Source organism: Companilactobacillus keshanensis (assembly GCF_003946205.1).
GTDB classification, from domain to species: Bacteria; Bacillota; Bacilli; order Lactobacillales; family Lactobacillaceae; genus Companilactobacillus; species Companilactobacillus keshanensis.
Genome location: NZ_RHOS01000001.1, coordinates 211074 through 226446, shown reverse-complemented (window position 1 = coordinate 226446; position 15373 = coordinate 211074). Strand labels below are relative to the sequence as shown.

Here is a 15373-nt window from a genome sequence, read left to right as displayed (position 1 = left end):
TAGTTAATTACTAAAATGTAGAAAAATTTTTTTGTGATGGGTCAATGATATCTTTGAACACGAGAGGACTGAAGCTGGATTTGTTTGGTGGATTAAAACTTAGTGTATATTTCGGACTTAATATTTAGAAAATAAAAAATAGGAGCTGTATCACACTTGAGATAAATCAAGTATGGTACAACTCCAATTTGATGATTTTAAATTTTGGCCGAAGACGATCTCACAACAGGTGAAATTGTTCCAAATTTAGTTAGCCATTCGTTCTTTATGTGATTGGATGATCTTATCAGCAATAGCACGAGCAATATTTTCATTTTTTAGGATCGGCCCGTGAGAATAACTTCCGATGACATTCTTGTAACGCATACCTTCAGCACCATCTTCAGGATTATTTCCATATCCTTCAACCATATTACCTAATGGCTTGAGCATATTTTTATCGTCGAAATAAGTTCTACCACTGTGATTCTCAAAAGCTTTAACAGTACCCCATTCAGTCTGGTACTCGGTATCGCCGATCATTCTAGCATCAGCTTTAAAGACAGTATGGAAAGGTAGGATATCAAGACATTGAATTGTTTCGCCACCACTAGTTTCGTAAAACTTACCTAAGAATTGATAGCCACCACAGATGCAGAGCATCGGTTTGTTAGCTTCAATATAGTCAGTAATAGTTTGTTTGTGCTTAGAAATATCTTTGGCCACAACGGACTGTTCAAAATCTTGACCACCACCAAAGAATAGGAAGTCATAGTCAAATGCATTAAAATCTGCGTTTAAGCTGACATCATCAACTTGTGTGTCATAACCTTGTTCTTTTAGAAGAAAGGCTAAGATTTTAACATCGCCGCTATCTCCATATGTGTTCATTAAATCTTCGTATAAGTAAGCAATTTTAATTGTTTCAGGCATAATTTTCTCCAATATGAATAATAATATTGTAATATATTTAACTATGAGGTGGTTGAGTTGACTAAAGAAATTAATAATGAAATTTTAGCAGACTTTCGCAAGAACTTAAATCAAGATGCAACTAATAATGTTTTAAAGAATGCAGTTGCACAAGTGGGAATCTTCAAAGCTGCTCAAAATATTGAAGCTAAAAGAAAACTGAATCCAACATTTAATATTGAAGTATCAACTGGAAAAGTTTCTAATCAAAAGCGTTCAGGTCGTTGCTGGTTATTTTCAGCTCTGACTAATTTAAGAACAGAATTTGCTATAAAATATAATATGAAGGATTTTGAGTTATCTCAAAATTATCTATCATTTTGGGATCGTCTGGAAAAGGCTAATTATTTCTATCAAAATATTCTAGAAACAGCTAATTTACCAGTCAATGATCGTAAAGTTAATCTACTCTTTACTTATCCTAACGGTGATGGTGGTCAATGGCAATATGCAGCCGATTTAATCAACAAATATGGTGTCGTACCAACATATGCCATGCCGGAAACTAGCGTTTCGGAAAATACTTCTGAATTTAATGCTGTTTTAAAAAGGATGATGCGTAAAAACGGGATCGAACTTCGTCAAATGGTTGCTGATAATTCTATAAATATCGATCAAAGAGTTGAAGAAATGCTATCCGAAGTTTATAAACTGTGTGTTTATTCATTTGGTCAACCGCCAGTTGATTTTGAATTATCGTTACGTAATGATGATGATAAATTGATTGAAGAGACAAGTATTACACCAAAGGACTTTTTGAACAAGTATTTTACGATCAATTTGAACGATTACGTAAATGTGATGAACTCACCACAAAGGAGTAAGCAATATAATCAAGTTTATACGATTCAAACGGACGGTAATGTTGTTGGCGGTACAATCGAAAAATATCTTAACTTGCCGATCGAGCGTTTGGAAGAACTTAGTATTGAACAGCTAAAGGCTAATGATACGGTGTGGTTTGGTAATGATATTTTAAATCAATCACAACGAAAAGAAGGTCTACTTTTAGGTGATATGTATCAAGTCGATAAATTATTTAATATTGATATGAAACTCGAAAAGGGAGATGCACTGGATTACAGACAGTCCGAGGTTTCTCATGCAATGGTTTTGACGGGTGTTAATATTTCTGCTTCAAAACCTAATCGTTGGAAGGTTGAAAATTCTTGGGGTGATGATAACGGAGAAAAGGGGTACTTCGTAGCTGACAATGGTTGGTTTGAAGATAATGTTTATGAAGTTGTTATTAATAAGAAATTTTTGACTGATAAAGAGCTAACTGTCTTTGATAAAGAACCAATTGTATTATCCGCTTGGGATGCAATGGCATAGAACATTGATTTATTAGTTAATCCAATCATTTTGATTGGATTTTTTTGTTTATATAGACTAAACACTATTGGAAAAATGTATAATGATATACGTCACAATGTTATCGTTTACAAGGGGGAATAGTCGATATGAAGTCAATTTTAATTTTGTCACACTGCATTCTTAATACGGCCTCTAAGGTCAAAACAGATGAGTCTGATTTAGCCGAAGAATACAAATTAAGAAGTGAACTATTGAATAAAGCACTGGATGAAAATATTCAATTATTACAATTACCTTGTCCAGAATTTCTGTTATATGGTTCACATCGCTGGGGACATGTCAGAGATCAATTTGATAATCCATTTTACAAAGATGCCAGTAAAAAAATGTTGGATCCTTTCATGATGCAAATTGAAGAATATGCATCATACCCAGATGAGTTCAATATTTTGGGAATCGTTTCTGTAGAAGGAAGCCCTAGTTGCGGCTATAAATTGACGTGTACTAGTAAAAAATGGTGTGGTGAGATGGGGTCTGATCCGGATCATATTTCTGATATACAGAACAGTTTAGAGATGAAAGAGGAGCCAGGTATGTTCATGCAAGTTATTCAAAAAGAATTGAAAAAAAGAGCAATATCTGTACCTATATTGACAATGAACGAGGCTGTCTCGCTTATTTCATAACATTGTAGAAAAAGTTTTGAGGGAGATTTTTTTATGCGAAATAGAAGAGTAAATATCGTAGCTTTATGTGGTATTGCGGTAGCCATGAATATTGTTTTAGGAATTATTACATCGGCACTGGGAATTCCACTTTATTTAGACAGTCTGGGGACTGTTTTAACTGCCGTTATTGCTGGGCCAGTAGCCGGTATGATCGTCGGTGGTTTGAGTAATGTTATTACAGGTCTTATTTATAGTGTTTCAGATATACCTTTTGCTTTGGTTAATATGTCGATTGGTTTAATTGTTGGTTTAGTAGCTAAAAAATTCAAATTCAATTTTCTTACTGCCGTTATAACGGGTCTGGCACTAAGTTTCATCTGTCCTGCTATCGGTACTCCAATTGGTATTTATGTATATGGTGGACTTAATGGATCATTCTCTGATGTCTTAGTTATGTCACTTGTTAAAGGTGGAACAACAATTTTTCAAGCTTCATTCTTGAGAAATGTTGGGTCTAATTTGATTGATAAGATTGGTACATTGGTAATCGGATATCTACTACTAAAAGCTATACCTATGCAATTTTTGAGTAAATTTAAAAAAGAGGTTAAAGAGGCTTAGGTTTAGATGATAAGGATTGAAAATTTAATTCATAGATATACTATTTGGAACGATCAAAAAGAGCAATCAAAGAAAATAGCTATAGATGGAATATCTTTGAATATAAAACAAGGAGAATTTTTGGCAATACTGGGATCTAATGGATCTGGTAAATCTACTTTGGCTAAACACTTGAATGCTTTATTGTTACCAAGTGAAGGAACAATTGAAGTAGACGATTTAGATACTAGTAAAGAAGAGAATTTGACGGAAATACGTAATAAGGTCGGAATGGTTTTTCAAAATCCCGACAATCAAATCATTGGAACTAATGTTGAAGAGGATGTCGCATTTGGCTTAGAGAATAAGAATATGCCATCCGATTACATTCAGAAAAGAGTGGTTGAATGTATTGATACTGTGGGAATGTCTGATTTTAGTAAGACATCTCCAACGAGACTTTCTGGTGGTCAGAAACAACGTGTTGCAATAGCAGGTGCATTGGCAGACGATTCACAAATAATGGTTTTAGATGAGCCAACTTCAATGCTAGACCCCAAATCAAGATCTGAAATCATTGACGTACTGCATAGGCTTAATGCTGAAAACGGTATGACAATTATTTTGATCACACATAATACAGATGAAGTTGTTGCTGCTGATAGAATAGTTTTGATGAATGGTGGAAAAATTGTTGGTAAAGGATCTCCAACAGAAGTATTCGCTGATTTAGAGTTATTGAGAAAGATACATGTGGAGATTCCACAAATAATTGAATTGGGTGAACGTTTAAGAAATGCTGGATTTCCACTATCCGATCCTGTTTTGAATGAACAACAGATGGCTGAGGAACTTACCGGAATTTGGAAGGTCAAATAATGCTAAAAGGTGTGAATATTAACTTCTCTTATGATAAAAAAGGTGTATCAGAGAACATATTAAATGATGTTTCATTTGAAATAAATACTGGAGATTTTATTGGTATTATTGGAACATCTGGATCAGGCAAGACCACCTTTATTAAACATTTTAATGGATTGCTAAGAGCAAGTTCTGGGGAATTATATCTTAATGATCAAAATGTCTATGATAAGAGTTTTGATTTATTTCAATTGAGAAAAGAAGTTGGTTTGGTTTTCCAATATCCAGAAAATCAATTATTTAAAAAAACCGTTATCGAAGATGTAATGTTTGGACCAATGAATTTAGGAATGTTAGAAGAAGAGGCCAGAATTGTAGCTGAACGTGAGCTCAAGTTTGTTGGAATTGATGAGGATTTATTTTCTGCCAATCCAATGGAATTATCAGGTGGTCAAAAACGTTCAGTTGCGATTGCTGGTGTACTAGCAATGAGTCCGAAAATAATTGTTTTGGATGAACCAGCAGCTGGATTAGATTTTTACACGAAGAGTCGAATATTTGATCTTCTTAAAAGGATCATAGCGATCAAGAAGATGGCAGTAGTTTTTGTCTCACATAATATGGAAGATGTTGCCAATTATGCAAACCAAGTTTGGATAATGAAACAAGGGACACTGATTTCTAAAGAATCGGTTCAGACATCTTTTAGCAGGGATGACATTATAGATTTAGCTGGTATGGATGTCCCAGAAGTAACCAAGTTAACTAAGGATCTGATCGATGCAGGAATTCCTTTGAAATCTATCTCCACGACTGTTGATAATGCTGAGAAAAGCTTGTCAGATTTATTCAAAAAGAATCGAGGACATTAAATGGTACGAGATATAACACTGGGTGAATATTATTTTACAGATTCGGCCATCCACTCTTTAGACCCTCGTACTAAATTAATGGGTGTATTGATCTATATAATTTCACTATTTATTATTCATAATCCGATTTTGTATTTATTTAGTTTAGTTTATATATTGGTTTTATATAGAATGGCAAAGGTTCCTGTAAGTTATTTATTACGTGGTTTAAAGGGAATTATCATTCTATTATTATTTACATTTTTCTTCAGATTAATTGCGACGCCAGGAACGACAATAGTCAAATGGTGGGTATTTGACGTTACTAACCAAGGTGTAGTTAAGGCAATTGCTTTAACATCCAGAATTGCATTGATGATCGTTGGAGCCTCACTTTTGTCATACACATCTACTCCAAAATCGTTGGCGGATGGGCTGGAGAAGGCCTTTTTGTTTTTAAAAAGAATTAATGTACCTATCCATGAAATGACAGTTATTATTATGATTGCTTTTCGTTTTATTCCGATAATTATTGAAGAATTAAATGTTCTGATTGATGCTCAATCATCAAGAGGGATTAGATTTGAAAATGTTGGCGTAATGAAGAAAATGAAAAATATGACTAGACTATTATTACCGCTATTTTTGTCAATTATTCGTAAGGCATCTGATCTTGCTATGGCCATGGAAACTAGAGGATATACAGGACGAAATGAAATGTCTAGAATGTATCCGCTGAGATATAGTAGAAGTGATTATGTTGCTTATATGATTATTTTTCTTAGTTTTGTAGTTTTAGTTGGTTTGAATTTTGTTATATAGAAAAGAACTGCCTAGGCAGTTCTTTTTTAGCGTCCAATTTTAACAGTATCAACGTCATCATATTTCATACGTTGTTTCAAAGCTTCGATAATTTTAACTCCACTACTAGTACCGATTCGATCCGCTCCGGCAGAAATCATGGCTAAGAAATCATCAGAATTTCTAATTCCTCCAGCAGCTTTAACCAAAACATCATTGCCGACAATCGATTTCATCAATTTAACATCCTCAATTTTTGCACCACTAGGTCCAAAACCGGTTGATGTTTTGATAAAATCAGGTTTAACTTCCTTAGCGATCTCGGCGACTTTAGTAATTTCTTCATTAGTTAGATATGCATTTTCAAAAATAACTTTGATCAAAACGGAATTTTCGTGGCAAAGTTTAACCATTTCTAACATTTCTTCTTCAATGTAAGCATAGCTTTTGTTCTTTAATTCTGTAATGTTTATAACATAGTCGATTTCATTAGCGCCATTTTCGATGGCGTTTTTAGTGTCGAATAATTTAGATTCGATCGTAGTTTGTCCTAATGGAAAACTGATGGCAGCGCCGATATCAATGTCGGTATTTTTTAATTCGTTGTAGCAAATACTTGATTGAACTTGATTTATCGCAACCATTTTAAAGTGATAATCTTTGGCTTCTTCACAAAGTTTTATCATATCGTCATTTGATGCAAAGGCATGCAAGTTAGTATGATCGATCATTCGTGAAAGTTTATCTAGTGTATATTCTTTTATTATCATTATTCCCTCCGGTAAAACGTTTACATAACCTTTTAATTATAAAAAAAACACCAGTCGAAAATCAACTGATGTTTTAAACCAAACAAGGTTTTCCGTAAAGATATCCCTGTTGAATATTTATGCCAAATTTTTCGGCTAATGTTTGGTCTGATTTATCTTCGACACCTTCGAGGATCATATTCAGACAGTACTTTTTAGCCTGGCCGACCCAAAATGACAGACATTCAGGGATTTTTTCGGCATTACCAGACATGCGAAGATTTTGCATCGCAAACTTGATTTGATCAACATAGGGCAATAGATTTTTTATATTGATATAAGTATTTGAACCAGTTCCAACGTCGTCAAGAACTAAATCGATGCCATATTGATGTAGCATTGTACTTATATCTTTAATTTCAGTCAAACTGGGTGCCTCTGTCAATTCAATTGTTAAGGCAGCAGGATTGATTCGCTTCTTCAATGTAATAATAGCGCCAATAGTAAGTGGATCGTTGGCCTGTTTATTATTTAAGTTGAAGGCTAAAACTTTGTCTTTTGCAGCTGTTTCTAAGGCTCTAGATGTTTTTTCGATCAGGCAAGTTTGCTCATCGATCGGAATTTCAGTGAAGTCACTAGGAATAGTCCAATTTCCATTCTTATCTTGTTTGCGAAGTAGAACTTCATAACCGAAAATAGAGTTATCTTTCTGATTTACTTGTGGTTGAACGAAAAATCGATACGTATAATCCACTCCTTTCTTATTTCTGTGGTCTATCACGTTTAGTATACTTTAATTTATAATAAAAAGAATGCCAATTTTTAAAAATCATAACGCCTAAATAACGTATAAATACTTGCACGTGCCCTTAGGTCATGCTGTAAAAAAGTAATCAAGGAGGTGAAGTTTATGCCATATACAACTGGAGAACTGGCTAAATTAGGTAAAGTTTCAGTAAGAACGATTCAATATTATGATAAGAAAGATCTATTGAATCCTTCCGCTAGGTCAGAGGGCGGTCGACGTCTATATAATGATAATGATTTAAAAAGGCTAAAATTGATTATCTTATTAAAAAGTATGGGATTATCTTTAGATTCAATTCGACAAATTTTAATAAAAACTAATTCTAGCAAAATTTTGACATTATTGTTAGATGAACAAGTAAAAAAAATTAAAAATGAATTGAATGACGCACGAAAACAAATTAAAGCGATCGAAAATATTAAAAAAAGCCTACCTGATTTGGATAATTTTCCAATAAATTTCATTGATGACATAGACTACATTATGGATAATAAAAAATCTTTGAGAAATTTGCACTTCAAAATTATTGGGGGAGGTCTGGTTATGGACGCAATTGAAGTTGGGACTTTAGTGGCCTCTATCATGACTGGTAATTGGCTTTGGTTTAGTCTGGGGATCGTAATAGCCGTTGTTACAGCCACACTGTTGACTAAAATATATTTCCAAGGAACTAATTATATTTGTCCCAACTGTAATACTGAATTTAAACCAAGCTTTAAACAGGCATTCTTTGCAAAGCATACTTTTAAAACTAGAAAATTAACTTGCCCTAATTGTGGTGAGAAGGATTTCTGCGTGGAAGTTTATGATAAAAAAAGGTCTAGATCGATTAATTAATCGATCCGGACCTTTTTATCTGTACCATGTCATATGATTAGAGTTTAATTCAAGTGAATCACCTTCTAAGGTGTATGAGGCTGTCCAACCGGGACCAGATTTGCCATCTTCATAGTAAGTGATCGATACTTGATCACCATGCCAGGAATTGACTTTATAGGATCCAGTTTTTTCATCCAAGCTATACGTACCGTCATCATAAAAACTGACGGTAGATGTATCATTTGTCCATGAACCTAAGAAAGTTGCACTGTCATCTGAGGGTTCGTAATAGTCATCATCATCACTTGCTGAATAAGTAGGGTGAGTAGGAGATGAAGGTTGTTTTTTAGTGGTAGATGAAGTTGTACTATCATCGCTGATACTATCGTCGTCAGATTCAACAAGTTCATTGATGACATATTCGTCTGCTTCACCGGCAATTGGAACAGTCACTTGTTTACTTTTCTTACCGCTGACAGATACTTTATATAAACCAGGAAGCTTTTTCTCTAGGGTATATTCGCTACCATTATTTTTTGCTGAAACAGAACTTCCATCGATTTTAAATGAAGGATTATCGATATTTGTCTCAATGTCGATTGAACGAGTGGTTACGGCGACCTTATATTTAGGGAAAAGGCCTAAATATTTTCCAGTTTGAGTAACTTTAAAATTAGTTGATTTACTATCCTTTAAAATGGATTCTTTAACCTGATTGCTAGCTGAGCTGTTTTTAACGTAAAGATTGCTCAAAGGTTTTAAATCCGCTTCGGAAATAGATTGACCATTCTCATCAACTGCAGCAGATGCCATTTTAGAAGTTACGCCACTGGTCATGTTATCGGCCAAGGTCTGTGTCTGACGTCCTTTACCATAGAACCAACTTCCAGCAAAGTAGGCGGCAGCCAAGATAATTATGACTAAAATAATAGGTACAAGAGGAGACTTTTTTTTCTTACCATTATTATTAGGTGTAGCGGCTTGTGTACTTACTGGTTGAGTTTTCGGTGTTTGTTGGGATGCATTTTGTTCAGTTTGTTTTGCCTGTGATTTATGATATGGTCTTAAATCATATCCGCAGTTTTGACAAAAATCGTCGTTTTTAGATACTGACTTGCCACAATTTGGGCAAAATTCTTTATCATCGTTCATAAGTTCCCTCCCGGGTTAATTGTTTGTTTAAAAGTTCGGCAATTTTGTCATGTCCTAATTGATTTGGATGGAAATTGTCTCTTGTAAGATATGTTGAAAAATCACTGATAGTTTTGCCGGCTGGACCCGTCACGTTATCGTTATGTTCCCAAATTGTAGATAGATCGACAACAGGAAGATTTTTTTGCTTAGCGATTTTGTAGACGACTTGATCGAATTGCTTATCAGCTTCAACATTTTTTCCGTTTTTAGGTGACCAAGATGTTATCAAAAGAATTTGAGCATGTGTCTCTTGTTGAAGTGTATCCACGATTTGATTCATGGAAGTTTCGTAACTATTTAAGGCCGTAGCAGTAGCACCGCCAGCCGCATCGTTAGTTCCAAATTCTACTGTGACAATATCGGGATCTTGACTGACGATATTTTTTACTTGGAATACACCAAAATTTGAGGCAGTTTTACCAACCACTGACATACCTTTTTCTGAAACATCTTTGCCAGTGGCTTTTTTGATATCATCAGTAAATAAAGTAGTAAATCGCGAATCTTTACCATCAGCAAATAGTCCTACTGAAAGTGAATCACCCAAAGGTGAGTAGACTAATTGTTTTTTTGAAGATTTTTTTAATCTGTCAGCAACAGTTGTGATATTTGATTCCTTCTTTTTTTTCTTAGAAGAATTAGTAGTTTTCTTCTTTACAGTAGTTTCAGATTGTTTTACTTTTTGATTACCGCAAGCACTGATAAAATTGGCTCCTGAAATAAAAAGCAGTAATAAAAGGAAAACAGTTAAGATATTTCTTCTTTTCATATTATTAAGCTCTCTTTTGAGACTTTCCTAGACGGAGCAAAGAGGTTAGGACTAAAACTATGGAGGCGGCTAATCCGAGATAAAAGCCTGATCCAAGGAATGTTGCAATAATGGCATAATCAGAATCTCCATTTTTAATTTTGAAATAAATAAAAAGATAAATTATAGCTGGTACGGTTCCAGACACAAGTTGCATAGGAATCTCATAGTTTTTGATGAATCTTGAAATTATAGCTAAAATAATGCAAAAAACGATTATATAAATACCCCATTTTAATTCTGATAATCCTTTGATGACCCCGGTCATTTCTGCATTTTTGTCATCTTTGTAGTAAGCAGCTAGAATACTTGATGCCTTTGATGTCAATGTACCAAGCTTGAACAGTGAGATGTTGCCGTTGTTGAATATATCGTTGAGTTGACCGACAATACCAGAAGTAAAAATATTAGAATCGGCCATTTTAAAAATGTCGGATAAGTCGATAACTGGTAATTTAAAAATAGCTATAATATTTGTTCCATAAGCTAAGGTTTCCAATATCCAAAATTTGTTCTCACTTTGATTCTTTAATGGAACGATCCCCGCTAAAGTTTTATTGAATTCTGTTTCTACATTGGTTTTGCCGTTTTTTGAATATAGGTACAGAATGGCTAGAATTCCTATTATAAAAATAATGGCACCAATGTCAGTGTTGTAGCAGTAAATCAATGCGGAAGCTAATACGAAAATGAATATCATTGATTGATTATTATTCAAAAATTTCAGAATGGGACTTGTTTCTGATTTTGATTTAGTTTGATATTCATGAACCGGTTTAGTTTCTACAGCGATAGTTTCTGATACAGGAATATCCTGGTCATTTTCTACTTTCGATGACGATTCTGTTTCATCAACTTTGATGTTGCTTAGGTCAAAACCGCATTTGTTGCAAAATTTCTGATCCCCCTTAATGCTTGCACCACAATTCGGACATTTCATATAAATTTCCCCCTATAATAATAACTACAAATATCGTATCAGAGTTTAGTTTAAATTTTAAGAAAAAATCCAATTTTCAGGACATTTTTATATTTCTGAAATGAATAACTATCATTGAATTTGTTTCAGGAATAATATACGATTAACTAGTGTGAAACAAGTGTTTCACGAGTGGAGGATTTAAATGAAACCGGAAGAATTTTATCAAGCACTATCACAAAGAGGAATTGAATTAAGTAGTAAACAAAAAGAACAATTTCAAATTTATTTTCATGAATTAGTGGAAACTAATAAAGTAATGAATTTGACGACGATAACTGAAGAATCACAAGTATATTTAAAACACTTTTATGATTCATTAGTTCTCGGATTCGTGGATGAAAGAATTTTAACTGACGAATTGTCACTTTGTGATATTGGTTCAGGAGCTGGATTTCCATCGATCCCATTAAAAATCGTTAATCCTAAATTAAAAATAACGATGGTGGATTCATTGAATAAGCGCATCAAGTTCTTGAACGACTTGTCTGGTAAGCTGAATTTAACAGGCATCAATTTGGTACACGGTCGTGCTGAAGAGCTTGGTAAAAACAAACTTTATCGTGAAAATTATGATGTTGTGACGGCCCGTGCTGTGGCAGCAATGAATGTTTTGACAGAATTATGTCTGCCATTTGCTAAAGTCGGTGGGGAATTTATTGCAATGAAGTCTGAAAAAGCTCCGGAAGAATTAAACGAAGCGACTTATGCCATTAAGATCCTTGGCGGTAAAGTTGGAGATCAGAAATCATTTGAACTACCGAATAACGAAGGTGTCAGAAACTTTATCTTTGTTGATAAAACTAAACCAACACCTAAGAAATATCCTAGAAAGCCTGGAACTCCAGGTAGAAAACCACTCGTTGGATAATCATTAATTCTAAATGTTTCCTATTAAATGATAGAATTAATAAACGTTAACAATCTTTTACAGATTGGAGAATAGGGGAATAAAATGGCACGAAAAATATCCGTTGCAAACCAAAAGGGTGGTGTAGGTAAGACAACAACTACTATCAACCTTGGTGCATGTTTGGCTGATCTCGGCCAAAAGGTTTTAATAATTGATACTGATCCACAAGGCAATGCTACCAGTGGTCTAGGTATCAAAAAGGCCCATGTCGAAAAAGATATTTATGATGTTTTGGTCAATGAATATCCTTTATCTAAGACGATCATTCATTCTAAACATCCAAATCTTGATATTGTGCCGGCTACAATTCAACTCGCTGGTGCAGAGATGGAACTTACGACCATGATGGCGCGTGAAACTAGATTGAGATCAGGTCTTGAAGAAGTTGACGATCAATATGATATTATCTTGATCGATTGTCCGCCTTCATTAGGCCAACTTTCAACTAATGCTTTTACAGCAAGCGATTCGATAATCATACCGGTTCAAAGTGAGTACTATGCTTTAGAAGGATTGAGTCAATTGTTGAATACGATCCGTCTAGTTCAAAAACACTTCAATAACAATCTTGCTATTGAAGGAGTATTGCTGACAATGTTGGATGCCAGAACTAATTTGGGTGCACAAGTTGTTGGTGAAGTTAAATCTTACTTTGGTGATCGTGTTTATAAAGCAATTGTACCTAGAAACACTAGATTAGCTGAAGCACCTAGTTATGGTCTGCCAATTGTTGACTTCGATGATAAATCGCGTGGAGCAGAAGCATATCAAGCACTGGCTAAGGAGGTGTTAAAACGTAATGGCATCAAGCAAAAATAAAAAAGGCCTTGGTAAAGGTATCGACGCAATCTTTTCTGAATTTGAAGCAATCGATGAGAACAGCGAAACAGTCGTTGATCTTTCATTAGAGGATATCCGTCCAAATCCTTATCAACCTAGAAAAACTTTTGATGAACATGCTTTAAATGAATTAGCTAGATCAATTGAACAAAATGGAGTTTTCCAACCAATCATTGTTCGTGAAAGTGTCAATGGCTTTGAGATAATTGCCGGTGAGCGTCGTTTCAGAGCAAGTAAAATTGCTAAACAAATTACAATTCCTGCAATTATTCGTCCATTAAGCGAATCAGGGATGATGGAAATTGCCGTTTTGGAAAACCTCCAAAGAGAAGATCTAACACCTCTTGAAGAAGCCGATGCTTATCAAACTTTGATTTCTAAACTTAATTTAACGCAAGAACAAGTATCTCAAAGATTAGGAAAAAGTCGTCCTTATATAGCGAACTACTTGAGACTGTTGAATTTGCCGCCAGCAACTAAGAAATTAGTGCAAGATGGTGAACTATCAATGGGACAAGCTAGAACGCTTTTGAGTTTAAAAAATAAAGAGCAAATTGATCAATTGGCTAAAAAGGCTGTCAATGAGGACTTAACTGTCCGTCAATTAGAGCAATTAGCTACTGAAACAAAACATGACATCAAGAAAAAGAAGAAAATCACACCAGCTAAATCACCTTATATTAAGGCTACTGAAGAAAAGTTAGTTGAAAAGTTTGATACCCAAGTTGCTGTTAAAGAAAGTCGCAAAGGTAGTGGTAAACTGGAAATTGATTTTTCTAATACCAAAGATTTAAACAGAATTCTGGACTTACTAGGAATTAAGCTAGATTAGAGGAGACAGTATGTATAATTTAGGCGACGTTATAACGATGAAAAAGCCTCATGCTTGTGGGGAAAATCGTTGGGAAGTCATTCGTATGGGTGCAGATATCAAAGTGAAATGTCTAGGTTGCGGACATATCGTAATGATTTCACGCGGTGAATTCAAAACTAAATTTAAGAAGGTTCTAACTCAAGCAGATCAAGTCGATCCTTCAAAAGAACAGTTTTATTTGAAACAAACACAGATCGCACAACCAAATATCAATAGAAATGAGGAATTTTAACAATGGCTCTTACTGCCGGAATCGTCGGTTTACCAAATGTTGGAAAGTCGACATTATTTAATGCCATCACAAAAGCGGGTGCAGAGATGGCTAATTATCCATTCGCTACCATCGATCCTAACGTGGGAATGGTTGAAGTACCTGACAAACGTTTATCAAGAATTGATGAAGTGATACCTGCTAAAAAAATCATTCACACAACTTTTGAATTTACAGATATCGCCGGGATCGTTAAAGGTGCCAGCAAAGGTGAAGGGCTTGGTAACAAGTTCTTGGAAAACATTCGTCAAGTAGATGCTATCGTACACGTTGTTCGTGCTTTTGATGATGACAATATCACTAGTGTTACTGGTAAAGTTGACCCACTAGAAGATATCGAAACTATCAACATGGAGCTAAGTATTGCCGACCTTGACAGTGTTAATAAACGTTACACAAAAGTTGAGAAGCAGGCTAGAAGTAAAGATAAAGAAGCTGTTGCTGAATTTGAAGTACTAAAAAAGATTAAACCAGTTCTAGAAGAAGGCGGTTCAGTTCGTGAAATCGACTTTAACGAAGAACAACAACCAATAGTTAAGGGACTATTCCTATTAACTTCTAAACCAGTTTTGTATGTAGCTAATATTGCTGAAGACGACATGTCAGATCCTGAAGCCTCTAAGTACTTTAAGGTTATTGAAGACTTTGCTAAAAAGGAACATGCCGAAGTTATTGGTGTTTCTGCTAAAACAGAAGAAGAAATTGCTGAGCTTGATGACGATGACAGAAGAGACTTTCTGGAAGCTGAAGGCGTTAGCGAATCAGGTCTTGATAAGTTGATCAAGGCTAGTTATAAACTACTAGGTTTGAGAACATTCTTTACAGCTGGTGGCAAAGAAACACGTGCTTGGACTTTCCATAAAGGCATGAAAGCACCACAAGTTGCTGGTATTATTCACTCTGACTTTGAACGTGGATTTATTCGAGCAGAAGTAATGTCCTTTAAAGATCTTGACGAATGCGGTACTAGTGCAGCTGTTAAAGAAGCTGGTAAGTTAAGACTTGAAGGTAAAGATTATGAAGTACAAGACGGGGATATTATTGAGTTCCGCTTTAATGTCTAGCCAGG

General features: G+C 34.8%; 18 protein-coding genes. 12 read left to right on the top strand and 6 right to left on the bottom strand.

The genetic code is table 11. The annotated features are described in order from the left end of the window. Nucleotides 1–246: 246 nt before the first annotated feature. Complete coding sequence (locus EKM64_RS01115; RefSeq protein WP_125674722.1) at nucleotides 247–912, bottom strand: type 1 glutamine amidotransferase; 666 nt, start codon at nucleotides 910–912, stop codon at nucleotides 247–249. Nucleotides 913–969: 57 nt separating this feature from the next. Here EKM64_RS01115 and EKM64_RS01110 point away from each other — a divergent pair, with 57 nt between their 5' ends. The 6 genes from EKM64_RS01110 (at nucleotide 970) to EKM64_RS01085 (ending at nucleotide 6070) form a co-directional block, all read left to right on the top strand. Further along, nucleotides 970–2286 carry a C1 family peptidase gene (locus tag EKM64_RS01110; RefSeq protein ID WP_125674720.1) on the top strand — a complete coding sequence of 439 codons (1317 nt, stop codon included), beginning with the start codon at nucleotides 970–972 and terminating at the stop codon, nucleotides 2284–2286. Nucleotides 2287–2414: 128 nt separating this feature from the next. Further along, a complete protein-coding gene (locus EKM64_RS01105; RefSeq protein ID WP_125674718.1) occupies nucleotides 2415–2954 on the top strand; it encodes a CD3072 family TudS-related putative desulfidase in 540 nt (179 codons plus the stop codon). Nucleotides 2955–2987: 33 nt separating this feature from the next. Then, nucleotides 2988–3557: a CD3073 family putative ECF transporter S component gene (locus EKM64_RS01100; RefSeq protein ID WP_125674716.1), complete on the top strand. Its 570-nt coding sequence runs from the start codon at nucleotides 2988–2990 to the stop codon at nucleotides 3555–3557. Nucleotides 3558–3563: 6 nt separating this feature from the next. Further along, nucleotides 3564–4415 carry an energy-coupling factor transporter ATPase gene (locus tag EKM64_RS01095; RefSeq protein WP_125674714.1) on the top strand — a complete coding sequence of 284 codons (852 nt, stop codon included), beginning with the start codon at nucleotides 3564–3566 and terminating at the stop codon, nucleotides 4413–4415. Further along, nucleotides 4415–5269 carry an ATP-binding cassette domain-containing protein gene (locus EKM64_RS01090; protein ID WP_125674712.1) on the top strand — a complete coding sequence of 285 codons (855 nt, stop codon included), beginning with the start codon at nucleotides 4415–4417 and terminating at the stop codon, nucleotides 5267–5269. Before EKM64_RS01095 ends, EKM64_RS01090 begins: the two co-directional genes overlap by 1 nt. Next, a complete protein-coding gene (locus tag EKM64_RS01085; RefSeq protein ID WP_125674710.1) occupies nucleotides 5270–6070 on the top strand; it encodes an energy-coupling factor transporter transmembrane component T family protein in 801 nt (266 codons plus the stop codon). Nucleotides 6071–6096: 26 nt separating this feature from the next. On the opposite strand, the gene deoC is transcribed toward EKM64_RS01085, so the two are convergent. Together deoC and EKM64_RS01075 are read right to left on the bottom strand one after the other, a co-directional pair. After that, nucleotides 6097–6819, bottom strand: a complete 723-nt coding sequence (gene deoC, locus EKM64_RS01080; protein ID WP_125674707.1) for a deoxyribose-phosphate aldolase — start codon at nucleotides 6817–6819, stop codon at nucleotides 6097–6099. Between the two features lie 73 nt (nucleotides 6820–6892). After that, on the bottom strand, nucleotides 6893–7552 hold the full coding sequence (locus EKM64_RS01075; RefSeq protein WP_125674705.1) for an EAL domain-containing protein: 660 nt from the start codon (nucleotides 7550–7552) through the stop codon (nucleotides 6893–6895). Nucleotides 7553–7708: 156 nt separating this feature from the next. On the opposite strand from EKM64_RS01075, the gene EKM64_RS01070 reads away from it, so the two are divergent. Then, nucleotides 7709–8443: a MerR family transcriptional regulator gene (locus tag EKM64_RS01070; RefSeq protein ID WP_225420918.1), complete on the top strand. Its 735-nt coding sequence runs from the start codon at nucleotides 7709–7711 to the stop codon at nucleotides 8441–8443. 15 nt (nucleotides 8444–8458) lie between these two features. Here the strand turns inward: EKM64_RS01070 and EKM64_RS01065 are convergent, their stop codons facing one another. From EKM64_RS01065 to EKM64_RS01055, 3 genes are read right to left on the bottom strand one after another with little or no spacing between them, the layout of a single operon-like run. Next, nucleotides 8459–9577, bottom strand: a complete 1119-nt coding sequence (locus EKM64_RS01065) for a zinc-ribbon domain-containing protein (RefSeq protein WP_125674701.1) — start codon at nucleotides 9575–9577, stop codon at nucleotides 8459–8461. Further along, a complete protein-coding gene (locus EKM64_RS01060; RefSeq protein ID WP_125674699.1) occupies nucleotides 9567–10388 on the bottom strand; it encodes an SGNH/GDSL hydrolase family protein in 822 nt (273 codons plus the stop codon). Before EKM64_RS01060 ends, EKM64_RS01065 begins: the two co-directional genes overlap by 11 nt. Nucleotides 10389–10392: 4 nt before the next feature. Further along, nucleotides 10393–11367, bottom strand: coding sequence for a zinc ribbon domain-containing protein (locus tag EKM64_RS01055; protein ID WP_125674697.1), 975 nt, complete (start codon nucleotides 11365–11367; stop codon nucleotides 10393–10395). Nucleotides 11368–11551: 184 nt separating this feature from the next. Here EKM64_RS01055 and rsmG point away from each other — a divergent pair, with 184 nt between their 5' ends. From rsmG to ychF, 5 genes are all read left to right on the top strand, one after another. Then, nucleotides 11552–12277 (top strand): 16S rRNA (guanine(527)-N(7))-methyltransferase RsmG, encoded by a 726-nt coding sequence (gene rsmG / locus EKM64_RS01050; RefSeq protein ID WP_125674695.1) that lies wholly within the window; start codon nucleotides 11552–11554, stop codon nucleotides 12275–12277. An 84-nt stretch (nucleotides 12278–12361) separates the two neighbouring features. Continuing rightward, on the top strand, nucleotides 12362–13138 hold the full coding sequence (locus EKM64_RS01045) for a ParA family protein (RefSeq protein WP_125674693.1): 777 nt from the start codon (nucleotides 12362–12364) through the stop codon (nucleotides 13136–13138). Then, nucleotides 13119–13991, top strand: a complete 873-nt coding sequence (locus EKM64_RS01040) for a ParB/RepB/Spo0J family partition protein (RefSeq protein WP_125674691.1) — start codon at nucleotides 13119–13121, stop codon at nucleotides 13989–13991. The genes EKM64_RS01045 and EKM64_RS01040 overlap by 20 nt, the downstream gene beginning before the upstream one ends. A 10-nt stretch (nucleotides 13992–14001) precedes the next feature. Continuing rightward, on the top strand, nucleotides 14002–14265 hold the full coding sequence (locus EKM64_RS01035) for a DUF951 domain-containing protein (protein WP_125674689.1): 264 nt from the start codon (nucleotides 14002–14004) through the stop codon (nucleotides 14263–14265). A gap of 2 nt (nucleotides 14266–14267) precedes the next feature. Further along, nucleotides 14268–15368, top strand: coding sequence for a redox-regulated ATPase YchF (gene ychF / locus EKM64_RS01030; protein ID WP_125674687.1), 1101 nt, complete (start codon nucleotides 14268–14270; stop codon nucleotides 15366–15368). The last annotated feature ends 5 nt before the right edge of the window (nucleotides 15369–15373 follow it).